The organism is Sulfurihydrogenibium sp. (assembly GCF_028276765.1).
Lineage (GTDB): Bacteria > Aquificota > Aquificia > Aquificales > Hydrogenothermaceae > Sulfurihydrogenibium.
In genome coordinates this window covers 1-22008 of sequence record NZ_JAPYVU010000029.1, presented here as the reverse complement: position 1 = coordinate 22008, position 22008 = coordinate 1, and the positions used below count along the sequence as shown (strand labels likewise).

Here is a 22008-nt window from a genome sequence, read left to right as displayed (position 1 = left end):
TAAAATAAAGATTAGAGTTTTGCATTTTTACCTCCTTGGTGGAATTTTTGCTATTACAATTTTAACTGCCACCAAGGAGCTTTTTTAGATGTTTTATTTATATTTGAATTTCTCACCCGAGGTATATTTTCAAATATAGTGGAATATCTATCTACACATACCTAACTTGACGCTTTAGCTCTGACAAGGGTTTAGAATATTCAAGGGAGGACTCTTGCACTCTTTCAGTCTCTCAAGATACCTTTCTATCAACATCTTAAGGATTTGCTTTTTTGTCAGAGCTCCATTTACTTGTGCGTTTGTTTTATTTCCACATGCTTTACATTCAACTCTGGAAGTTAAAATAATGTTGTGTCTAAATAAAATTATAAGGAGGAATAATAATGGATAAGAAAGAATAATTTGAAAAAGTATTAGACAGATCAGCTGAAAAATTAGTTAAAGAACTTTTTCCAAAAGGTATAAAAATCTTAACATAAATTTCCAAGAAGATAAAAAGGGTAGATTTAGACCACAAATATTGTCTAACCATTACAAAAGAGTCAACGAAGATTACATAGACCTTCTTATAAGTTTAGTATACAATGGATACTCAGAAAGCAAGATAGATTTCACACTAAAAAGCTTGGGCTTAGAGAGATACTCATGTTTAATAAAAAGTTTCGATCCAGACACAAAATTATGAGGGTGTTCCAAAAATTCAAACTGTCATTCTGCAGCCGGCGAGGAATCTCATAATTTTCTTTTCAAATCGAAAAAATCAAAAACGAGATCTTTCGACCTTACGGCCTCGGAATGACAAGGAAAGGTAAACTTACGGGAATTTTGGAACACCATCACACAAAATTATCGACAAGTCTCATAACCAAATCAAAAACAGATATAACCCCATCTATCAATCTAATTGGCAAGACAAAAGAAGAGGCTATAAAAGAGTTAGAAAAGTACATCGATAAAGTAATACTTGAAGGTTATACTACTTTTAAAATAATCCATGGCTATGGAACAGGCGTTTTAAGAAATGTAGTGAGAGAATACTTAGATAAACTTCCATTTAAACTAAAATACGAAGATGCGCCATATCACGAAGGTGGTCTTGGAGTAACCATAGTTAGATTTGAAGAGTAGAGGGATAGAATTTTTGATTTATTTTAGATGCTAATTGAAATAGAGATAAACCTGTATTGATATTTTTAACCGTTTTATCTAATATTTCCATGAGGTCTTTTATTTTTCTAATTAATAAGTCTAAACTTTTTAGCTATCCTCCACAGCCAATCTCTCTCATAGTTTTGTTTTCTTGGAGTAATTAATAAATTACTTAAGCTTTAAAATCTAAACTGTGTGTTTTTCTTTTTCTAATCCTTGAGCTCTTTGAGCTCTTTAATATTTTTTAATAATTCTTTAATAAAATCATTATAACTATGATTTCTAATCCCAACTATATGATTCATTAAACTCATGTATAAAACATGCTTTAAATTATTTTCCAGGGCATAATTTTTTTCTTTTTTTAATAAATTTATTGCATCATAGTGAGTTTTTTTAGCCATCACTTTGACAGAATTGGTTGCATGCCATCTATAAAGTGCTACCGGTTTGTCAACATACGCAAATTTATATTTTTTAGAAAGTTTAAGCCACATTTCCCAATCTTCTAATGTATTCCCTTCTGTCCAAGCTCCAACTTCCCTGATATTTTCAAGTTTAATAATGCAAGACATGGCAGGTAAATAATTTCCGGCCAATAAAGTTTTATATGAACCAAATAGATTTGGATCCTTATAATCAAAATCTCTATAACTCGTATGAAAATCTAAAAACAAATTAAATCCTTTTTCTTTGGAGGTTGGAGTTAAAGTTATTGGGTCTAAATATATTTCCTTCCCATTTTCATCTATGAAAATTGCATTTCCAAATGCAGCAGCGTAACTATCGTCCAGGGATTCAAGTTTATCAACCAATACAGAAATTTTATCTTTAAGTAATACATCATCAGAGGCTATCGGTGAGAAATACTTTCCTTTTGCCCAATCAACAGCTTCATTTAATGTTGCGGAAAGTCCTTTATTTTCTCTATTTCTATATTCAAATCTTACAAATCTTTTTTCACATTCAGGGATATATTTTCTTATGACTTCATTCGTTTTGTCTTTTGAACCATCATTTATTATGATAAGCTCAATATTTTCATAGGTTTGGTCGATTACACTTTGAATTGTTTGTCCTACATATCTTTCGTGGTTATAAGCAGGTATGCAAATAGTAACCAGTGGTAAATTTTTATCTTTTTTTAAAGCTTCATCTTCCATTTAAATACCCCTTTAATGCAAATAATAGAAATATCGTATATAATAGATAGTTTACCATAAATGCTATAGAAATTCCAACAAGTGTATAAGTCATACCAGTTTGGGAAAATCCCGATTTTCTTGAATTCATAATATCACAAAAGTATTACCTTGGGTGAGAAATTAGCGGTTTTTATAGAATTTAAAAAAAGAGATCCTTCGGACTTACGTCCTCAGGATGACGAAGAAAACTTGATAATCATATACTTGACTATGGGCAACCCATATTTGTCATTCTGCAGCCGGCGAAGAATCCCATGCTTTTATTGAATTTCTCACCCGACGTATCCTGAAATTATTCTTATAACAGTAGATATAGAAGAAAGAATCGAGGTTTTAATCAAATTCATTAATTGCCTCAATTACTTTTTCAGCCTCTTCTAATGTTAAAACACCGCTTATAGGCAAACTTAATACTTCTCTGGATATTTTTTCTGTTATCGGATAACTTCTATCGTTCCATTCTTTGTATGCAATTTGTTTATGTGGCGGAATAGGATAATGAATCAATGTATGTATCCCTTTATCTAATAAATATTTCTGAAGCTTATCTCTTTTTTCTGTTCTTATTACAAATAAATGCCATACGTGATTGCTATCTTCTCTAACTTTAGGCAAAATTATATTATTATTTTTAATATTTTCTAAATAAAATCTTGCTATTTTTCTTCTTCTTTCTATTTCTTCATCAAGATATTTAAGTTTAACCCTCAATATAGCTGCCTGAATTTCATCAAGTCTGCTATTTACTCCTTTGTATATATTTTCATATTTTTTGCGACTTCCATAATTTCTTAAGGCTTTTAATACTTCAGCTAATTGGTCATCGTTTGTTGTGATTGCTCCTGCATCTCCAAGGGCTCCAAGATTTTTGCCTGGATAAAAACTAAATCCGCTTGCATCTGCCAAATTACCAGACCGTTTATCTTTATAATATGCTCCGTGCGATTGTGCTGAATCTTCTATAACTTTTAGATTATATTTTTTTGCAATTTCGTTTATTTTATCCATTTCACAAGTCTGTCCGTATAGATGAACAACCATAATAGCTTTTGTCTTTGAGGTAATATTTTCTTCTATTTTATCCGGGTCTATGAGATATGTGTCTATGTCTGGTTCTACCAATACAGGAATAAGATTATTATTTGTAATGGCAAGAATGGTTGCAATATAGGTATTTGCCGGAACTATAACTTCATCTCCATCAGACAAAATTCCAAGCTCTTTGTAGGCTCTTAAAATTAAAGTAAGGGCATCAAGCCCATTTCCTACACCTATTGCGTATTTTGTACCACAGTAATTGGCAAACTCTTTTTCAAATTCTTCTACTTCTTTTCCGAGAATATACCATCCACTATCAATAACTCTTGTACACGCTTCTATCAGCTCATCTCTATACTGAGCGTTAAGTTTTTTTAGGTCCAGAAATGGAATCACTTTTATCTCCAGCTTAGTAAAATAAATGTCTTTTATTTCTTCATAATAAAAACTGGTGAATTATTTGCATAAAAAACTATTCACTCTTCATTATTTTTGTCATTTATTAACATGAAAACTTTACTGTTCCTCATCTCATAAATTTTTCCACATTCGCATTCCGCCTTACTATCTTTAAATTTTAATTTTTTACCACATATACAAACATAACCTTTTATTTTTGCAGGATTACCGAATACAAGAGCATAATCAGGAACATTTTTTGTCACAACACTACCTGCGCCAATCATGGCCCATTTCCCTATAGTAATGCCACATATAATTGTAGCATTCGCTCCTATACTTACCCCTTCTTCCAAATAGGTCTTTATAAACTCTTTAGGGTATACCTTACTTCGTGGATAAAGATCATTAGTAAAAGTAACATTTGGTCCTATAAACACATTGTCTTTAATTCTTAAACCATCCCAAATTTGTACTCCACTTTTTATTGTTACATTATTTCCGATTATTACATCGTTTTCAATAAAAGTATGATCACAGATATTGCAGTTTTCCCCAATTACTGCTTCTGGCAGTATATGAACAAAAGCCCAAATCCTTGTCCCTTTTCCTATCTTATTTGATTCTACTATTGCTTTAGGATGTATATAAACACCATCGATCTCCGTATACACTTTTTTCATTTTCCTTTCCTCACTTCTTTCAAAAACTCATCATAATCTCTTATATAGTCATCCTCATTGTAAAAATCAGATGCTAACACAAGACAAACAGAACCGGAGGAAAAATTATCCATTTCTCTCCATATCATAGTTGGTATATATAGCCCATAATAAGACCTATTTAGATGGTATCTTCTTTTTTCGTATCCATCATCTACTACAACATCAAAACTTCCACTTACAGCAATTAAAAGTTGCTGTAAATTCTTATGAGCATGTCCACCTCTTGTTTCACCACCTGGAACATCATACAAATAATAAACTCTTTTAATCTCGAACGGTATATGTTTATTACTTTCTATAAATGTAAGATTGCCTCTTGGGTCGCTAATCTTGGGAAGGTTTATTATTTTACACCTTTCAACACTCATTTTCCCTCCGATTTTTAAGCTAAAAAATTATTTCCTTTATCTTTACCAACTCTAAAAACTCATCAAATAAATCTTTTCTCTCTGGATTCAACTTTAATTTTAAATACCTTTTTTCAATATCATAGTCTATAATAACATCTTCTGTATAACTTTCAAGCTCTTTCAATCTATTTTCTATTTCTTCTTTGTCAAAATTGCCTCTATTTACTTTCCCTTTTATCCTTTTACTAAAATCAAAAATACCATCCAAAATAGCTTGTTTCTTATTATACTCTGATTCGATATAGCTTTTTCTAATCTCATCTAAAGTGATTGTCAGATAATCCATAAAATCATATTTATTATCTGCTGTATAATCAAGAATCAACAATCTGTTTCTTATCTCATAATAATACCATAAAGGATATTTATTGCTTTTATCTGTAGTACCTCCAACTTTATGTCTGATAAATGTAAAAGGTGTATAAATTGGATTTATTCCGTTTTTTCTTAATCTTATAAGAAATTCATTATCTTCAAAGTATAAAAAGAAATCTTCGTTTATATATCCAACCTTTTCAATAACTTTACTTTTCATAAAGATGTTGGCACCTGATAAAAACTTCACATATCTTAAGCCATAATCTTTTAAGTTTTCAACTCCGCCTAAGAATATATTGTCCCCTGCATATTGAACTTTTTCATCATCGTAATTTTTTATCTTACAAGTAACTACCGGAACGTCTGTATACTCTAAGGTCTTTAAAAGCTCCAAAGGTGTGTTTTTTTCTATTTTCGTATCCGGATTTAGCAGCCATATATATTCTGATTTTAAATTTTCTATAGCGTATCTTATGCCTAAATTGTTTCCGCCAGCATAGCCATTGTTAACATTTTTTAGTAGATAGTATTGTTTTGTTGTAATTTCTCCAAACACTTCTTTTAAGATATTTTCAAGCCTATTAAACTCTTCTTCATTTTCAGAATTATCCACAACTATAAAATCTATGTTTGGATAGTTAGACTCTATGATGGATTTAGCAAGACTTTTTATATATTCAGAAGATAAGTAATTAACCGTTATGATTGCTATTCTTGGTTTGGATTTTATTATTTTAGCCTTTTGTCTAAAAAAGTCTTTTGGTTTTTCTTTGTCAGTAAATTTGAAAACATATCTGTACCTTCCATCGGACAAGTCAAATGCATAAAATGGCTCTGTTTTTTTTACATTTTTCATAAACAAATCTATTGGATTTGGAACGTTTCCATATCCGTATTTTTTGATTAATTTCTTTAAAAAGTTGTATAAACTTAATTTATTTAGATAATTAGCTTTTTTTATATCTTTTTCAAACGATTTATGATTTTTATGTGCTATCAATACTGAAGGTAAAACATACTGTTTTAGATTTTTTTCTTGAGCTTTTAATGAAAAATCAAAATCATCAAATCCAAGGATAAGGTCTTCATCAAATTTTCCAAATTCTAAAAATCTTTCTTTTGATATTCCAATACAAAATCCTGATAAAAGAGTTGTATCTTCACGATAATCATTGTAAATATACTTTAAAAATTTTTCATATCTTCCTAAGTCTAAAAATTGAAGGCTTGGAAGAATATAACTAGATAAATTATTTTTATACATTGCTATGTCAGAAACCGGACCAACCATTGCAACATGTTTATCTTGTAGCTCTTTGTAAAACCTGTTTAACCAATCCTTGGAGATTACAACAGTATCTGGATTTAAAAATACTAAATAAGAATTCTTTGACAATTCAACTCCTTGATTTATAGCTTTAGAATATCCAAGATTTTCTGAATTTTTTATTATCTTTATTCTGCTGTCACTAAAAGATTCTACGATTTCAACCGTGTTATCTTTTGAATTGTTGTCAACAATGATTATCTCATCGTTTTCTAATAAATAAGAATCTAAAACTGATTGAACGCATTCTTTGATAGTATCTGAAGAGTTGTAAGAGACTATAATTATAGAAAATGGTTTTCTTTCAATTTTTAAATCTAAATTTGTGTTGTAGATTTTGTTTAACAATTGCTTTAAATCTTTGGAAAGTTTTCTATCAGTTTTTATGTATGGGTAAAAGACATTAATATAATATAAACTTTCTACAAATCCATCTTTGTACCTAAATAAATTTTCATCTATACCAAGACTGTCAATAAATTCTTTAGTTAAGAAAACTTGCCTCTCAACTGCTCCTTTAATTGCAGTTTTTATGTTAAGCTGATCATTTGCTCCATGCATTCTAAATAAGTTAGAGACTTTGCTACTTAAATAAACCTTTCCTTTTTTTGCTAAATTCATCCATAAAAACCAATCTGAATTGGCTTCAAACTCTATATTGTTAAATTTAAATAGCTCAAAATCTACTTTGTCTTTTCTAAACATAAAACCTGAAAAACTTCCCATAATGTTAAAAATTTTTTCTAAGGATTTTTCTATCAGCCACTTACCATTAACGCAAGAATCATTAAAATGCTTTTCATAAAATTCTAAATGGTTTTTAAATACAGTCGGATAAATAACTTTTGATCTCTCATCGACAAATAAAGTTTTTCCGGCAGATATTACTATGTTGTCATCTTCCTTAAAAGGTTTGCTTAACTCTTCTAATGTATAAGGTGCAAGGATACCATCATCGTCTAAAAAATGGATTAAATCTCCTGACGCTAAGTAGAACAGATTTTTGTAATTTCCTGCCAGTCCAAGATTTTTCTCATTTTTATGGTATTTTATAAAAGGATAATCTTTAGCAAACTCCTCTACAACTTCAAAATTCTTTTTGTTTATCTCTTCATTTGGATTATCATCTGCAACTATAACTTCATATGGTTTAAGTGATTGTCCTAAAACACTTTTTAAAGCTTCTCTTAAATACTCCGGTCTGTTATAAGTTGGAATTAAAACTGATATTTTTAAGTCCATCATAAAAAACCTTATCTATTTTTAGTTGATTTATAATATAATATACATTGAGACAGGAATTCAATAAAATCAGGATTCTTTGTCGGTTGCAGAATGATGATCAAAAGGTTAGTTGATTTTTAAGGAGGATTACCATGGTAGAGATAAAAGGGGAAATAAATAAGGAAGTTATCAATACTTTAATAGAGTTGACTAAAGCGATCATTGGAGAAAAGGCTGTAGATAATATAGTGAAATCTGTTATGGAGAAAAACAAAGAAAACTGTACTGGAAGAGATATTGTTTTTGCTTTTGCAGACGAAGTTCAAAACATGTTTGGTCAAAATGGTGGATATGCGATAATCAGACAGCTTGGAAGGGAAGTTGCTAAGTCTCTAATGGAAAAGTATCCAAAAGAAAAGTGGGAAGAATTACTTGAAAAATCTTTAAATGCTTTTGGTTTTGCATATAAAATAGAAAGAAATAGTAATGAAGCTTATATTTGTAATTGTGTATTTTACGAGGGGAATTTAAAACCAAGAGGACTTAAACCGATTGAGCATTGTGTATGCTGGTGTGGATGGGGATTTATAGAGGCTTTTGTAAGAGGTTTAGAGGCAGGGGTAAAAGGTATTAAGTGGGAAGAAAGGGATTATGAAAATCAAAAATGTAAATTTGTATTTTTGAGATAATATATTGAGTGAGAAGTTCAAAAAAGAATATGGGATTCTTCGCCGGCTGTAGAATGACAGGAAAAAGTTAACCTTTCTCTTATGCTTACTATTCAACCTTTCTACGTCATCCTGAGGGCGTAAGTCTGAAGGATCTCTTCTTTTGATTTTTTGATTTGAAAAGAAAAAAAGAGATTCTTTGCCGACTTCGGAATTATGAAGTTGAATTTACAAGCAGTCTCGTCTCACATCTCACTTAATTTCCTCTTATAAATTTCTAATGTATTATATAAAAGCATAGCGACGGTCATTGGACCAACGCCGCCGGGGACTGGGGTAATTGCGTAGGCTTTTTTCTTTACGTTTTCAAAGTCTACATCTCCAACGATTTTACCATCAACTCTATTAATTCCCACATCAATAACAACAGCACCTTCTTTAACCATATCCTCAGTGATTAAATTTGGCTTTCCTACTGCTACGACTAAAATATCCGCTTTAAGTGTATGGGACTTTAAGTCTTTTGTATTTTTATGGCATATTGTTACAGTTGATTTTTCATCTTTTAAAAATAATAAAGACATTGGTTTTCCTACTATATTGCTTGCTCCTACGACTACAACATCTTTTCCAAAATGGTCAATGTTGTATTCTTGTAAAAGCTTCATTATTCCATAGGGTGTACATGGAAGTATTGCATCATTTCTTCCTGTTGCAAGCTTTCCAACGTTTATTGGGTGAAATCCGTCAACATCTTTATTTGGGTTTATAGCTTCTATTATTTCGAGGGTGTTTATGTGAGATGGTAGAGGAAGCTGGACTAAAATTCCATCAACCTCCTCATCTCCGTTTAGGTCTCCAATAAGCTCTAAAAGCTCTGTTTGGGTTATATTTTCAGGCAAGAAAAAAGGTTTTGATTTTATTCCAACCGATGCACAATCTTTAATTTTTTTATTTACATAAATCTGACTTGCTGGGTTTTCTCCGACAAGAATCACAGATAAAACAGGCGGTCTATAGCCTTTTTGTGTTAGCTGGTCTATTTCTTGTTTTATTTGATTTTTTATCTTCTCTGCTAAGGATTTTCCGTCTAATAAAATCAAGCCTTCTACTCCTTAATGTTTAAAGTGTCTCATGTTTGTAAATATCATCGCAATTCCATGCTCATTACATGCATCTATTACCTCTTGGTCTCTGATTGAACCACCTGGTTGTATAACTGCTTTTATTCCTTCTTTTGCTGCTGTGTCAATGCTATCTCTAAATGGGAAAAATGCTTCTGATGCAAGAACGCTTCCTTCTAATGGTAGATTAAATTCTTTTGCTTTTTTGATTGCTGTTTCTAAACTATCTACTCTTGAAGTTTGTCCTACCCCAATGCCAACAGTTCTTTTGTCTTTTGCTATCACAACCGCATTAGATTTTACATGTTTAACAACTTTTAAAGCAAATATTAAATCTTCTAACTCTTTTTCTGTTGGCTGTCTTTCTGTAACTACTTTTAACTCTGTATAGAGCCCTAAGTTTCTGTCTTGGAGTAAGTATCCACCTGAGATTCTTTTTATATCTTTTCCTTCTAATTTTTTATCAAAGTTTTTAACTTTTACAACTCTTAAATTTTTCTTAGTTTTTAATACTTCCAACGCTGAATCTGAAAATGAAGGTGCAACTACCACCTCTAAAAATAATTTTGTAAGTTCTTTTGCTGTTTCTTCATCAACTTCTTTATTAAATGCTACAATTCCGCCGAAAGCTGATTTTGGGTCTGTTTCAAGGGCAAGGGTGTAAGCTTGTTTTATATTTTCTGCAACTGCAACACCGCAAGGGTTGTTATGCTTCACTATAACGCAGGTTGGCTCTTCAAACTCTTTAACCAAAAGCACAGCAGAATCAACATCGTAGTAGTTGTTAAAAGACATTTCTTTACCTTGTAAAATTTCGCTATCTGCAACAGAAATGCCATTTTCAAGTGGGTTTATGTAAAGAGATGCTTTTTGATGTGGATTTTCTCCATATCTTAGCCCGGATTTTAGTCTCATCGGAATGGTTAAGCTTTCCGGAAAATCTTCGTTTATTTCAAATTTTTCATTTAAAACTTGTGAAATTATACTGTCATAAAAGGCTGTATGTCTAAATGCTTTTAATGAAAGCTTTTTCTTTGTCTGTATGCTTATTTCTCCGTATTCTTTAAGCTCGTTGATTATATCGTTATAATCTTTTGGGTCTGTTATTATGGCAACGTATTTATAATTTTTAGCAGATGCTCTAACTAATGCAGGACCGCCAATGTCTATATTCTCTATAATCTCATCTAAATCAGCACCTTTTTTAACTGTGTTTTCAAATGGATATAAATTTATGGCTACAATATCTATTGGTTTAATATCATTTTCTTGAAGCTGCTTTCTGTGCTCTTGGTTGTCTCTGATGGCTAAAATTCCGCCATGTATTTTTGGGTGTAATGTTTTTACTCTACCATCAAGTATTTCTGGAAATCCTGTTATTTGTGAAACTTCTATAACATCTATGCCATTTTCTTTTAAATATTTTGCAGTTCCTGAAGAGGATATAATCTCATATCCAAGATTTTTAAGCTCTTTTGCAAATTCTAATACACCTGTTTTATCAGAAACAGATATTAAAGCTCTTTTCAATTATTTTCCTCCGGTTTTTTTTCTTCTTGAATAGATTGTCTGATTATGTCTTCCATAATGTTGGCTAAGATTTCGCCCCTTGAGTAGATTGTATGCTCTTTTAATGCTTTTTCTCTTCCTGCTTTTCCTATCTCTTCTCTTTCATCCGGAGCTTCTTCAAGATAATAAGCGATTTTTCCTTCTATTTCTATAAAATCTATTGGATGGTATGTAATTATCTCTTTCTCTGGTTCAAAGAAAGATTTTGAAGCAAGTCTTTCTTCAACAAATGTTAAAGTTCCTGTTGCCACACTGTCAAACACTGTAAACCCAAGACTTGATGGGATGAATGGTGGCTGACTTAGTAGTGATATTTTTGATTTAGAGATAAAATCTATCACATCTTTTTGAGTATAAATTTCTTCAAAAACTACTACATTATCTTTAACTTCTCCGTTTACCGGACCAAGAATATTAACTTCATAATTTTCTATTGAATCGATTATATTCCATCTTCTTAAGTGCATAGCATACAGACCGATTTCTATAAGAAGATTTGAAAATTCTTCTTCGTTTTCTTGTTGGAATTGTATTAATGCAGATTGAAATTCTGGGCTTAATTGAGATAATAAATATCCCGATGCAAATCTAATTGGCATATCTGGGTTTCTGTAAATAAGCCTTCCAAGTTCAACAGCAAAGCCAAATAAATTAGGGTCAAATCTTTGTTGCCAATCATTTTCTATAAGGATTGGGTCTGTCAGTGGACCAACAAATGCTACTTCAAACTCTTTTTCTTTTGGTGGTGGAATTTTAGCCGGATTAGTGCCAGCTGGTATTAATGCAACATTTTTTCCAAGAGTCCTAAGCCATTGGAGATGTTCTATGTCAATAGTTGCATAAAGTATTTGATTTGACTGAATAACTGGTTTTAATTTTGTAAAATGAATCATTGGGTCATCTATAAACCATGTGATATGAATGTTTCCGAGCAGGTCGCAGAATGGCTGTTTTTGTCCTTCATTTTCTGCATAAATCATACCGTCTAAATTTATATCAAATGTAAATAATGGCTTAAATTCAACGATTTGATTGATAACTTCTTGTAGATTATCTACGTTGATTTCTACAATTTTTGTTTCAAAATTTCTTGCAGAAACAGACTTATTTAATCCATCTATGATATTCTCAACCATATTTTTTGGGTCTGGAGTTTTTAAAAATACAACTCTTGGTTTGGTGATTTTATTTTCTTCCATGTACTACTCCTTTTTAAAGTTTTTTACTTCTACTTACTTCTCTATTATCTCAACCTTTGCACCTTCTGTGTCTACGTCTAAAACGAGATATTTTGCATTTATGCCTGCTTCTGAAAAGGCTGATACCATTGCCTGTCCGATTTTGTCAAAATTATCCAAAGCAAGGGCTAACATTGTGCTGCCTGCACCGCTTAAGGATGCACCAACTGCCCCTGAGTCGTAAGCATACTGTATAACCTTATCAAAGTTTGGAATTAGGCTTTTTCTGTAAGGTTGATGTAATCTATCTTCCATTGCTACTTTTAATAAATCAAATCTTTTTTCTTGCAATGCTCTAATAAAAAGTGATGCCCTTTGAATGTTAAACACTGCATCTTTTAATGGTATTTCTTTTGGTAGTACTGACCTTGCAAGCTCAGTTGAAAGCTCAAAATCCGGTATTACAACAACTGCTTTTAGTTCTTGTGGAAAATCTATTTTGCTGTAATATGTTTTATCTTCTGTTTTTAATGCTGCTATTAGGCCACCTTTCCAAGCTGGTAAGAGGTTGTCTGGATGTGGTTCAAATAGATATGCTACTTTAAAAAATTCTTCATCTGTCAGCGGTTTTTTATGGACTGCAAAGCCTGTTAAGATGCCTGCAACTATTGCTGTTGCACTACTACCAAGTCCTCTTGCTACTGGTATATTGATAGTCTGTTTTAACTTTGCACCGTGAAATGTCTTTCCTTCTGCTTCGCATAAATACTTTACTACTTTTATAAAAAGGTTATTCTCCGGATTTTTCAAAAATTCATTTTCTGGATAAGATTCTATAAATACTCCATCTGCTTCTTCTACTTCAAACTCGTTATAAAGTGTTAAAGCAAGACCGAATGTATCAAAGCCTGCCCCTAAGTTTGCCGTCGTAGCCGGAACTTTTACTTTGACAATTTTCTTAGTCATTTATTCTTCCTTCTAAAATATCAACATACTCTTTAATGCCTCTTTGTATGCTGTATCTTGGCACAAATCCAAGCTCTTCTTTAATCTTAGTCATATCTGCTTGAGTATACTCTTGATAAAAATCGTAAGGACAGTCAAAATATTCTGGTTCTAAATTTGTTCCAAGTGCTTGATTTAAATATTTAATTACATCATTAAAAGATGTTGCCTCTCCACTTCCGACGTTATAAACAGTAGATTTTGGAGCTTTTGCTGCTAAAATGGTAGCATCTACTGCATCTTTAACATATACAAAGTCTCTTTTTTGCTCACCCCATTTGAAAATTCTTGGTCTGTTTCCTTGTTTCATCTGTAAATAAAGCTGATAAATCATACTTGCAAACTTTCCTTTGTGGGCTTCCCTTGGACCATAAACGTTAAAGTATCTAACGCCTACGATTTTTAGTCCTGTTTTGTCGCTGAATTCTTGTGCAAGGTTATCCATGATGTATTTAGAAAAAGCATACACATTTTCAGGAGATTTTTCTCTATCTTCCTTTAATGGTACGTGCTCCTTTACATTTCCATACACAGAAGCAGATGATGCATACACTACAATGCTTTCATTATCGTAAGCAAACTCTAATATATTCTTAAAACCGTCAACGTTCCTTCTCATCATATACTCTTGGTCAGTTACTGTTGTATCTGTAATAGATGCAAGATGAAAAATTACATCCGGCTTAAAATCTTCTACCTTAAAAAAAAGCTCATCTGTTGATACATCACAGGAATAAACTATTCCTTTAAAACCTTTTAAATTTTTAAAGTTAGCACTTGAAAAATCATCTAAGATTAAGATTTTGCTGTTTGGATAATCTTTTTGTAGTTTTAAAGCAAGGTTAGAGCCAATAAATCCTGCACCACCTGTAATAAGTATGTTTTGATACATTCGATTACACCTCAATGTAAAAGAGTTCTTGTCCGTATTCTACAGGCTGACCATTTTCAACTAAAATTTTAGCAACTCTGCCATCTACATCGGACTCTATTTCATTCATAACTTTTAAAGCTTCTATGATACATAAAATCTGACCTTTTGATACCATATCTCCTTCTTCAACAAACGGAGGAGCTCCTGGAGATGGAGACCTGTAAAATGTTCCAACAAGTGGCGATTTTATAACATGATATTTTTGTTCTTCTTTAATTTCAGATTTTTTAACCTCTTCTTTTACTTCTACAACCGGATTAGCTGGAATGTTAACAACCTGAGAAGCAGGAGATTGAGATATAACTTCTTTTGGTCCTAAATACTGCTTGATATAAACACTGTATTCTTCTGTAGAAAGCTCTATTTCTTCAATCTTAGTGTCTTTAATTTTTTCAATTAATTGAAAAATAAATTCTTTATCCATGATTCCTCCAATCTTCCCAACCAGAGAAGAGAAAAGTTTATTTATTTACTCTTTCTATGTAAGTTCCATTTTCTGTATCTACCTTAATTCTATCTCCAACGTTTATAAACAATGGTACTTGGACTATTGCACCTGTTTCTATTTTAGCAGGTTTTAATGTGTTTGTAGCTGTATCACCTTTAAATCCTGGTTCTGTTTCTATTACTTCATAAACTTCATGCTTTGGAAGTTCTATACCGATTGGATTTCCTCTATCTAAAAATACAACTACCTGCATTCCTTCTTTTAAAAACTGTGCTTCATGTTCCATAGCTTCAGCAGGAACAGCAAACGTTTCATATGTGTTTGTATCTAAGAAATAGTAGTAGCTACCATCTGTGTAAGAGTAGTTCATAAATCTTTGTTCAAAGTCTGCAAGCTCGATTAAATCGGAAGATTTAAAAGTAAATTCTGTAACGTTTCCTGTTCTCATGTTTTTTGCTTTCACTCTAACAAATGCTTGACCTTTACCCGGTTTTACGTGTTCATAGCTAACTACTTTATAAGGTTGATTATCAACCAAGATAAACTGGTCTCTTGCTATTCTGTTGATATCAATTTTAACGCCCATTAAATCCTCCATATAAAAATTTTTTAAAACATTATTATAACATGTAGCCAAAAAGTGAGATTTAGATGTAAAGGTACTTCTGTAATCTGTAAAAACTTTTGAAAAACAAATAAATCGTAATATAATAATTTTACAAAACCTTGTAAAAAATTTTTTGGAATTTTATATGGATTTGTTTGAAATAGATAAGTTTTTGAAGGAAGTATTATATAAGTTAGTGGATGAGAGAACAAAAGAGATTAAAGATAAAGTTGATAAAACTTCTTAGACTGTATTAAATTTGAGAGAAGATTTATCAAACACAAGAAGCCAATTATCAAATGAAATATTAAAAGTGTGGAATAGATTGACAGACACAAAAAATGAGCTTACATTTGAAATAGTAAAGCTAAGAGAAGATTTATTAAAGAATAGAGAAGAAATTTCATTAGCAAGAGAAGAAGTATCAAAAGAGTTTTCGCAATTGAAAAGCGAAATTTTGACAATAAAGGAAGAAACAACAAAAGAACTTTCGAATGTAAAAAACGAAATCTCTAAAGTTAGAGAAGAGGCAATAAAAGAATTTGCAAAATTGAAAAGCGAAATTTCAGCAGTAAAAGAAGAAACAGCCAAAGAGCTTTCAAACATAAAAAACGAAATCTCTAAAATCAGAGAAAAAACGTCAAAGGAGTCTTAAGAGGTAAGAAATGAAATCTTCAAGCTAAAAGATGAGACAACGAAAGAAATCTTTGAAGTTAAAAGTGAAATTCTACAAATCAGAAAAGAAATGTCATTAATGAGAGATGAAGTATCAAAAGAATTTTCGCAAGTAAGAAGTGAAGTCTCTCAAATAAAAGACTTGATTAAAAACTTTGAAAGTAAAATTGGAAGCAATGAGGATGTTCTGCTGCAAAAAAGATTAAACATAATTATGTTAGACAAATTAGAATCAATCGCATCAGAGATTAAAGAAATTAGGGAAAAAGTGGATAAACAAAATGAAGCCGGTATCGTGAAATAGAAGACAGTAAACAATGAAAGAAGATTTATTGATAGCATTTATTTTGATATACAAAAATCCTGAGCTTTTTGAAGAGGTCATTGAATTTCAAAGGGATTTAAATCAACACATAGATGACAAACTAAAAATAGATACAAAAATAGCCTGTGAAAAAGGATGTAGTTATTGTTGTTATGGCTGGGAAGTTAAACTAACTTTTTCAGAATTACTGGATTTTATAAAATCTTTAAACAATCTACCAGATAACGAAAAAGTCAAAACAGCTAAAAGATTAGAAGATTATAAAAGCCTTAAAGATATAACTAACCACCCATGCCCATTTTTAAACAACAATCTTTGCGTAGTATATCCATCAAGACCATTTGTATGTAGAACCTTTTCATCTTACGATAAAAATCTTTGCAAAACAAAAACACCTTTCGAATTTCCGCCGATTCTTGATCAAATCATCGAAGATATTAAAGAAAAGATAAATATTCTCTCAGATGAATTTATTCCCCTTTTTAACACAAAAACGTCTGTAAAAAATATTAATTTTAATCACAAAGATAAAAACTTTTTTGTAAATTTATTTGATACTTTCATTCTTACGTCTGAAAATGGAAGTATAATACTAAAACCTTACAAGCTTGCTGAAAAGTTTATCTCGAAAATATGATTTATACAAGTCTGATGGGAAATTTAGCAAAAGTAAGAGATTCTTTACTATACTCAGAATAACACCATTGATGAACTTTTGTTATCAATAAACAAATTGAAAAGCCTTACAATTTTAATTTTCTCAAACCGGTATGACTTTTACAAATCCAAAAATAAAACACTGTTTGATTTTCTATTTAAAACTATGTTATAATTAAAATCATAATTACCGCCTGCTGGGGTGTTTTTAATTTTGGCGGAATACAAATATCCCAGCCTGTAGCAAAAAAGCTACAGACGGAAGGTTGGAAATGGCACAGAGGGGAATTAGAGAATACGATGGCAAGAGGATCATCGCGCAAAACTGGAAGGATTACTTTGGTGATGCTTTTAATTATGAGTTTAAATCTGTTCTCGTTACACCAGAAACAGATTTCGACAAACTTCCAGAGCAATATCCATGGTTAAAAGAAACTCCATTAGTAGCAAAGCCGGATATGCTATTTGGTAAGAGAGGAAAGCTTGGATTAGTCCTTTACAAAATTGAAAAACCCGGTGATGTTAAATACGAAGATGCGGTTAAATGGATAAAACAAAAAATGCAAGAAGAAGTGGAAATTAATGGAGTTAAAGGACATTTAACACACTTTTTAATAGAGCCATTTGTTCCCCATGAGCCAGAAGAAGAGTACTACGTTTCATTCTCAATGGGTGATGATTACGATACTGTTTACATGTCTGCTTTTGGTGGTATAGATGTTGAAGAAAACTGGGATAAAGTGGTAGAAGTTCACATTCCACCAACAGCTTCTGACGAAGAGATTGAAAAATTAATAAAAGCTAATGTTCCAAAAGAGATTAAAGATAAAGAAAAATACGGAGATTTTGTTGTTAGAGCTTATAAAATGTTTAGAGATTTACACTTTGTATATTTTGAAGTAAACCCACTTGTAATGGTTGGCAATAACGTTTACTTATTGGACTTTGTTGGAAAGGTTGATGATACAGCCGGTTTTGTTGTTGGTAAAAAATGGGGAGAGTTAGAGTTTCCATCAGGATTTGGGAGAGATTTAACACCGGAAGAAAAATACATTAAAGAATTAGATGAGAAGTCTGGCTCATCATTAAAGTTAACAATACTTAATCCAGGAGGTAGAATTTGGACTCTTGTTGCCGGTGGTGGTGCTTCTGTTGTATATGCAGATACGATTGCAGATATGGGATATGTAAATGAGCTTGCAAATTATGGTGAATACTCAGGAAATCCAACAAGAACAGAAACAAGAGAGTATGTTAAAACAGTACTTGACTTAATGACAAGAAGCAAACATCCTTCCGGAAAGCCAAAAATACTTTTGATCGGTGGAGCAATTGCTAACTTTACAGACGTAGCTAAAACATTTGACGGAATAATTGATGCATTTAAAGAATACGCTGATAAAATGAAACAAGTAGGCGTAAAGATATATGTTAGAAGAGGCGGACCAAACTATGAAGTTGGATTGAAAAGAATAAAGCAAGCTGCAGAAGAGCTTGGATTACCAATTGAAGTGTATGGACCTGAATTACACATGACAGATATAGTTAGAAAAGCTTTAGAAGAAGAAAAAGCTGCATAAAATAAGGAGGATATAAGATGAGCAAACCGGAATATTTACTATTTGACAAAAATACAAAAGCAATTTTCTGGAACTTAAACACAAATGCAATTCAAAGGATGTTAGATTATGATTATGTAGTAGGAAGGTCTCCAAGTATTGCTGCAATCGTTGCACCAACTTCTGAAAGAAGCTTTGAAAAGTTTTTCTATGGAACAAAAGAAATAATAATTCCTATTTATAAATCTACAAAAGACGCTGCGAAATTCCACCCAGAAGCTGATGTGCTTTTAAACTTTGCATCTTTTAGAACAGCATATCCAGTAACATTAGAAGCTTTTGAAATTCCACAAATCAGAACTATAGTTATCACTGCTGAAGGTATTCCTGAAAGATATGCAAGAGATATGAGAATTAAAGCAAAACAACTTGGAAAATGGATAATCGGACCTGCAACAGTTGGTGGTATTGCACCGGGGGCTTTTAGAATAGCAAATACTGGTGGAACGATCGAAAATATCATTGCTTCTAAACTTCACAGACCTGGTTCTGTTGGATTAGTTACAAGGTCAGGTGGATTATTTAATGAGCTTTCTAATATAATCGCAAGAAATGCCGATGGTGTTGCAGAAGGTATAGCGATAGGTGGTGATAGATTCCCAGGTTCAGATTTCTTAGACCATATGTTAAGATTTGAAAAAAATCCACAAGTTAAATTTATGATTTTACTCGGGGAAGTTGGTGGAGAAGCAGAGTACAAAGTTATTGAAGCTGTTAAAAATGGCTTAATCACTAAACCAGTCATTGGTTGGTGTATTGGTACAATTTCTAAATTCTTTGGTGGAGAAGTTCAGTTTGGACATGCTGGCGCAAAAGCAGGGGCAGATAGAGAGACAGCAGATGCTAAAAATAGAGCAATGAGAGAGGCCGGCATCCATGTTCCAAACAACTTTAACGAGCTTCCTCATGTAATAAAAGGTATTTATGAAATGCTAAGAGGTGAAGGCATAATTCAGCCTATCGTTGAGCCAGAAGTTCCACCTATTCCGGAGGACTTATCTAAAGCAGTAAGAGAAGGAAAAGTAAGGAAGCCAACAAACTTTATCTGTACAATCTCTGATGATAGAGGAGAAGAAGCTACATACTGCGGTGTTCCTATAAGTGAAGTTATCGAAAAAAATCTATCAATCGCAGACGTTATAGGATTGCTATGGTTTAAACAAAAATTCCCAGATTGGGCATCTAAATTTATAGATATGGTCATCAGAGTTGTTGCAGACCACGGACCGGCAGTTGCAGGTGCTCATAATGTTAAAGTTACAGCAAGAGCCGGAAAGGATTTGATGTCTTCTCTCGTTACCGGTATTCTGGCAATTGGTCCAAGATTTGGTGGTGCGATTGACGGTGCAGCTAAATACTTTAAAATGGCATATGAAAAAAATATGTCTCCAAACGAATTTGTTGAATACATGAAAAATGTTGAGAAAATACCAATCCCGGGCATTGGACATAGAATTAAATCAACCAAAAATCCAGATAAAAGAGTTGAACTACTTAAGGACTTTGCAAGAAGAAACTTCCCTAAGATTGAACTTTTAGACTATGCTTTAGAAGTAGAAAAGGTTACAACTTCTAAAAAAGAAAACTTAATCTTAAACGTTGACGGAACTATTGGAGTTTTACTTGTTGACCTGTTTAAGCAAATAGGCTACTCAAACGAAGATATAGACAAATTAATTGAAGCTGGTGCATTTAACGCATTTTTTGTTCTTGGAAGGTCTATCGGATTTATCGGTCATTACTTAGATGAAAAACGTTTAGATATGCCATTATACAGACATCCAACAGACGATATACTCTATGACGTTAAGAGACCAGAAGGTATATAACATATAAACCACCGGGGCAGGCTTAATCCTGCCCTGTCTTGTTTAAATTCAGATTAAAAGTCTAAAGATGTTCTAATTTTTTTGTAACCTGTAGAATGTATATGTAAATTTAACTTTATTTTTGTTCTTTTAAAGTAGTTTTAGATAATTCTTCTACACCTTGGGTGAGAAATTAGCGGTTTTTATAGAATTTAAAAAAAAGAGATCCTTCGGACTTACGTCCTCAGGATGACGAAGAAAACTTGATAATCATATACTTGACTATGGGCAACCCCTATTTGTCATTCTGAGCGAAGCGAAGAATCTCATATTTTTATTGAATTTCTCACCCGACGTATGTTTATTATGATAAAATTATAATTTCTAATTTTTAAATGACTTAAAGGAGTCAATCTTATGTCAGATAGATTGTATCAAGAAGAAAAGCAAAAGGCTGTAAATGTTTTAAATGATTTAAAAATCAAGCTATACAATAAAGGATTTTTTCCTGCAACAAGCGGAAATTTATCTTACAAGCTTCATGATGACCCACTTATATTTGCAGTTACCACTTCAGGTAAAGATAAGGGAACTGTTACACATGAAGATGTAATTTTTGTTGACAAAGATGGTAAACCTGTTGAAAAAACAAAAATGAAGCCTTCAGCAGAAACATTGATTCATTCTTATATATATCAAAAAACTGATGCTGGTTGTGTTATTCATGTTCATACGCCGGCAAACAATTTTATATCTTATGTTTACTTTGAAGATGGAAAAGTAAAAATAAAAGACTTAGAGATGATAAAAGCACTTGATATTTGGAAAGAAAATGCAGAAATAGAAGTTCCAATAGTTGATAACTTTTTTGATTTAAAAAAGCTTGCTGAAGAGTCTGGAAAAGCTATAAATCCGGATGTTCCGGCAGTATTGATTAAAACTCACGGAATTTATTGCTGGGGAAGGGATGAATTTGAAGCAAAAAGGCACGTTGAAGCATTTGAGTTTATGTTTGAGCTGATGAAAAATTTAATTATATTTAAAGGTAGTAAAGATATTTGGTAAGAGGTAAAAAATGAAAACCTTAGCAAATTTAAAAGAGTTGTATGAGAAAGACTTTTATCGGTGGATTACAGAAAATATAGAACTTCTTAAAAACAAAGAATTCGATTTGGTTGATTGGGAGAATGTGATTGAGGAGCTTGAAAGTATAGGAAGAAGTGAGCTTAGAAGCGCAATTAGTTTCATGGCTGTTATTTTAGAGCATTTATATAAATGGGAAAACTTTAAAGAAAATAATAGTATGGGTAATGGTTGGGTTAGAAGTATAAACACTTCAAGAATTCAATTAGAAGAGCTGTTTGATGATAGCCCTTCTTTAAAAAGAAAAGCTAAGGAAGAAATTGGTTTAGCATGGAAAAGTGCTGTAAGAAGATTGGTAAATTGGTTTGAGGATCCAGAGAACTTGTATTTAGCAATAAAATATTTTAACAGAATTCCAACAGAAAAAGATTTTCCCGAAAGATGTCCTTATACATTTGAGCAGATTTTGGACTATAAGCCGTGGTTAAAAGATTTGGAGGAGTAAAAAATGGG

At 31.9% G+C, this 22008-nt stretch carries 22 protein-coding genes; 10 read left to right on the top strand and 12 right to left on the bottom strand.

Features of this window, described 5'->3' with window-relative positions; translation table 11 throughout:
* Nucleotides 1–475 precede the first annotated feature (475 nt).
* Together Q0929_RS05910 and Q0929_RS05905 are read left to right on the top strand one after the other, a co-directional pair.
* On the top strand, nucleotides 476–685 hold the full coding sequence (locus tag Q0929_RS05910) for a hypothetical protein (RefSeq protein WP_299238827.1): 210 nt from the start codon (nucleotides 476–478) through the stop codon (nucleotides 683–685).
* Nucleotides 686–795: 110 nt separating this feature from the next.
* Nucleotides 796–1128 carry a Smr/MutS family protein gene (locus Q0929_RS05905; RefSeq protein ID WP_299238825.1) on the top strand — a complete coding sequence of 111 codons (333 nt, stop codon included), beginning with the start codon at nucleotides 796–798 and terminating at the stop codon, nucleotides 1126–1128.
* Between the two features lie 230 nt (nucleotides 1129–1358).
* On the opposite strand, the gene Q0929_RS05900 is transcribed toward Q0929_RS05905, so the two are convergent.
* The 5 genes from Q0929_RS05900 to Q0929_RS05880 form a co-directional block, all read right to left on the bottom strand.
* On the bottom strand, nucleotides 1359–2312 hold the full coding sequence (locus Q0929_RS05900) for a glycosyltransferase family 2 protein (protein WP_299238823.1): 954 nt from the start codon (nucleotides 2310–2312) through the stop codon (nucleotides 1359–1361).
* A gap of 375 nt (nucleotides 2313–2687) precedes the next feature.
* Complete coding sequence (locus Q0929_RS05895) at nucleotides 2688–3788, bottom strand: DegT/DnrJ/EryC1/StrS family aminotransferase (protein WP_299238821.1); 1101 nt, start codon at nucleotides 3786–3788, stop codon at nucleotides 2688–2690.
* An 80-nt stretch (nucleotides 3789–3868) separates the two neighbouring features.
* On the bottom strand, nucleotides 3869–4474 hold the full coding sequence (locus Q0929_RS05890) for an acyltransferase (RefSeq protein ID WP_299238819.1): 606 nt from the start codon (nucleotides 4472–4474) through the stop codon (nucleotides 3869–3871).
* On the bottom strand, nucleotides 4471–4884 hold the full coding sequence (locus Q0929_RS05885; RefSeq protein WP_299238817.1) for an FdtA/QdtA family cupin domain-containing protein: 414 nt from the start codon (nucleotides 4882–4884) through the stop codon (nucleotides 4471–4473). The genes Q0929_RS05890 and Q0929_RS05885 overlap by 4 nt, the downstream gene beginning before the upstream one ends.
* Before the next feature lie 19 nt (nucleotides 4885–4903).
* Nucleotides 4904–7816: a glycosyltransferase gene (locus Q0929_RS05880; protein ID WP_299238815.1), complete on the bottom strand. Its 2913-nt coding sequence runs from the start codon at nucleotides 7814–7816 to the stop codon at nucleotides 4904–4906.
* Nucleotides 7817–7947: 131 nt separating this feature from the next.
* On the opposite strand from Q0929_RS05880, the gene Q0929_RS05875 reads away from it, so the two are divergent.
* Complete coding sequence (locus Q0929_RS05875) at nucleotides 7948–8484, top strand: hypothetical protein (RefSeq protein WP_299238814.1); 537 nt, start codon at nucleotides 7948–7950, stop codon at nucleotides 8482–8484.
* Nucleotides 8485–8708: 224 nt separating this feature from the next.
* Here the strand turns inward: Q0929_RS05875 and folD are convergent, their stop codons facing one another.
* Genes folD through efp form a run of 7 tightly spaced genes read right to left on the bottom strand, consistent with a single transcriptional unit; the run spans nucleotide 8709 to nucleotide 15307 of the window.
* Nucleotides 8709–9566, bottom strand: a complete 858-nt coding sequence (gene folD / locus Q0929_RS05870) for a bifunctional methylenetetrahydrofolate dehydrogenase/methenyltetrahydrofolate cyclohydrolase FolD (protein WP_299225960.1) — start codon at nucleotides 9564–9566, stop codon at nucleotides 8709–8711.
* A 12-nt stretch (nucleotides 9567–9578) separates the two neighbouring features.
* Nucleotides 9579–11117, bottom strand: coding sequence for a bifunctional phosphoribosylaminoimidazolecarboxamide formyltransferase/IMP cyclohydrolase (gene purH, locus Q0929_RS05865; RefSeq protein WP_299238813.1), 1539 nt, complete (start codon nucleotides 11115–11117; stop codon nucleotides 9579–9581).
* On the bottom strand, nucleotides 11114–12355 hold the full coding sequence (locus tag Q0929_RS05860; RefSeq protein WP_299238812.1) for a glycosyltransferase: 1242 nt from the start codon (nucleotides 12353–12355) through the stop codon (nucleotides 11114–11116). The genes purH and Q0929_RS05860 overlap by 4 nt, the downstream gene beginning before the upstream one ends.
* Nucleotides 12356–12388: 33 nt before the next feature.
* Entirely contained in the window at nucleotides 12389–13300 is a 912-nt protein-coding gene (gene thrB / locus Q0929_RS05855) for a homoserine kinase (RefSeq protein ID WP_299238810.1), read from the bottom strand.
* Complete coding sequence (gene rfaD, locus Q0929_RS05850; RefSeq protein WP_299238808.1) at nucleotides 13293–14231, bottom strand: ADP-glyceromanno-heptose 6-epimerase; 939 nt, start codon at nucleotides 14229–14231, stop codon at nucleotides 13293–13295. Before rfaD ends, thrB begins: the two co-directional genes overlap by 8 nt.
* A 4-nt stretch (nucleotides 14232–14235) precedes the next feature.
* Nucleotides 14236–14697: an acetyl-CoA carboxylase biotin carboxyl carrier protein gene (gene accB, locus Q0929_RS05845; protein WP_299238807.1), complete on the bottom strand. Its 462-nt coding sequence runs from the start codon at nucleotides 14695–14697 to the stop codon at nucleotides 14236–14238.
* Between the two features lie 37 nt (nucleotides 14698–14734).
* Nucleotides 14735–15307 carry an elongation factor P gene (efp, locus tag Q0929_RS05840; RefSeq protein WP_299238806.1) on the bottom strand — a complete coding sequence of 191 codons (573 nt, stop codon included), beginning with the start codon at nucleotides 15305–15307 and terminating at the stop codon, nucleotides 14735–14737.
* 346 nt (nucleotides 15308–15653) lie between these two features.
* Between efp and Q0929_RS05835 the strand changes: the two genes are divergently transcribed.
* From Q0929_RS05835 to Q0929_RS05805, 7 genes are all read left to right on the top strand, one after another.
* A complete protein-coding gene (locus Q0929_RS05835) occupies nucleotides 15654–15983 on the top strand; it encodes a hypothetical protein (RefSeq protein ID WP_299238804.1) in 330 nt (109 codons plus the stop codon).
* 90 nt (nucleotides 15984–16073) lie between these two features.
* Nucleotides 16074–16307, top strand: a complete 234-nt coding sequence (locus tag Q0929_RS05830) for a hypothetical protein (protein ID WP_299238803.1) — start codon at nucleotides 16074–16076, stop codon at nucleotides 16305–16307.
* Between the two features lie 13 nt (nucleotides 16308–16320).
* On the top strand, nucleotides 16321–16965 hold the full coding sequence (locus tag Q0929_RS05825; protein ID WP_299238801.1) for a YkgJ family cysteine cluster protein: 645 nt from the start codon (nucleotides 16321–16323) through the stop codon (nucleotides 16963–16965).
* A gap of 292 nt (nucleotides 16966–17257) precedes the next feature.
* On the top strand, nucleotides 17258–18565 hold the full coding sequence (locus Q0929_RS05820) for an ATP citrate lyase citrate-binding domain-containing protein (RefSeq protein ID WP_299238799.1): 1308 nt from the start codon (nucleotides 17258–17260) through the stop codon (nucleotides 18563–18565).
* Between the two features lie 17 nt (nucleotides 18566–18582).
* Nucleotides 18583–20433, top strand: coding sequence for a citrate/2-methylcitrate synthase (locus Q0929_RS05815; RefSeq protein WP_299238797.1), 1851 nt, complete (start codon nucleotides 18583–18585; stop codon nucleotides 20431–20433).
* A gap of 396 nt (nucleotides 20434–20829) precedes the next feature.
* Nucleotides 20830–21477, top strand: coding sequence for a methylthioribulose 1-phosphate dehydratase (locus Q0929_RS05810; RefSeq protein ID WP_299238795.1), 648 nt, complete (start codon nucleotides 20830–20832; stop codon nucleotides 21475–21477).
* 10 nt (nucleotides 21478–21487) lie between these two features.
* Nucleotides 21488–22000 (top strand): DUF29 domain-containing protein, encoded by a 513-nt coding sequence (locus Q0929_RS05805; protein WP_299238794.1) that lies wholly within the window; start codon nucleotides 21488–21490, stop codon nucleotides 21998–22000.
* Nucleotides 22001–22008: the final 8 nt, after the last annotated feature.

Bases quoted from the DNA above. Each gene is read 5' to 3' on its own strand.
- Q0929_RS05905 (WP_299238825.1), top strand. From the start codon at position 796: ATGACAAGGAAAGGTAAACTTACGGGAATTTTGGAACACCATCACACA.
- Q0929_RS05900 (WP_299238823.1), bottom strand. From the start codon at position 2,312: ATGGAAGATGAAGCTTTAAAAAAAGATAAAAATTTACCACTGGTTACT.
- Q0929_RS05890 (WP_299238819.1), bottom strand. From the start codon at position 4,474: ATGAAAAAAGTGTATACGGAGATCGATGGTGTTTATATACATCCTAAA.
- Q0929_RS05885 (WP_299238817.1), bottom strand. From the start codon at position 4,884: ATGAGTGTTGAAAGGTGTAAAATAATAAACCTTCCCAAGATTAGCGAC.
- Q0929_RS05880 (WP_299238815.1), bottom strand. From the start codon at position 7,816: ATGATGGACTTAAAAATATCAGTTTTAATTCCAACTTATAACAGACCG.
- Q0929_RS05875 (WP_299238814.1), top strand. From the start codon at position 7,948: ATGGTAGAGATAAAAGGGGAAATAAATAAGGAAGTTATCAATACTTTA.
- Q0929_RS05860 (WP_299238812.1), bottom strand. From the start codon at position 12,355: ATGGAAGAAAATAAAATCACCAAACCAAGAGTTGTATTTTTAAAAACT.
- thrB (WP_299238810.1), bottom strand. From the start codon at position 13,300: ATGACTAAGAAAATTGTCAAAGTAAAAGTTCCGGCTACGACGGCAAAC.
- rfaD (WP_299238808.1), bottom strand. From the start codon at position 14,231: ATGTATCAAAACATACTTATTACAGGTGGTGCAGGATTTATTGGCTCT.
- accB (WP_299238807.1), bottom strand. From the start codon at position 14,697: ATGGATAAAGAATTTATTTTTCAATTAATTGAAAAAATTAAAGACACT.
- efp (WP_299238806.1), bottom strand. From the start codon at position 15,307: ATGGGCGTTAAAATTGATATCAACAGAATAGCAAGAGACCAGTTTATC.
- Q0929_RS05830 (WP_299238803.1), top strand. From the start codon at position 16,074: ATGTCATTAATGAGAGATGAAGTATCAAAAGAATTTTCGCAAGTAAGA.
- Q0929_RS05825 (WP_299238801.1), top strand. From the start codon at position 16,321: ATGAAAGAAGATTTATTGATAGCATTTATTTTGATATACAAAAATCCT.
- Q0929_RS05820 (WP_299238799.1), top strand. From the start codon at position 17,258: ATGGCACAGAGGGGAATTAGAGAATACGATGGCAAGAGGATCATCGCG.
- Q0929_RS05815 (WP_299238797.1), top strand. From the start codon at position 18,583: ATGAGCAAACCGGAATATTTACTATTTGACAAAAATACAAAAGCAATT.
- Q0929_RS05810 (WP_299238795.1), top strand. From the start codon at position 20,830: ATGTCAGATAGATTGTATCAAGAAGAAAAGCAAAAGGCTGTAAATGTT.
- Q0929_RS05805 (WP_299238794.1), top strand. From the start codon at position 21,488: ATGAAAACCTTAGCAAATTTAAAAGAGTTGTATGAGAAAGACTTTTAT.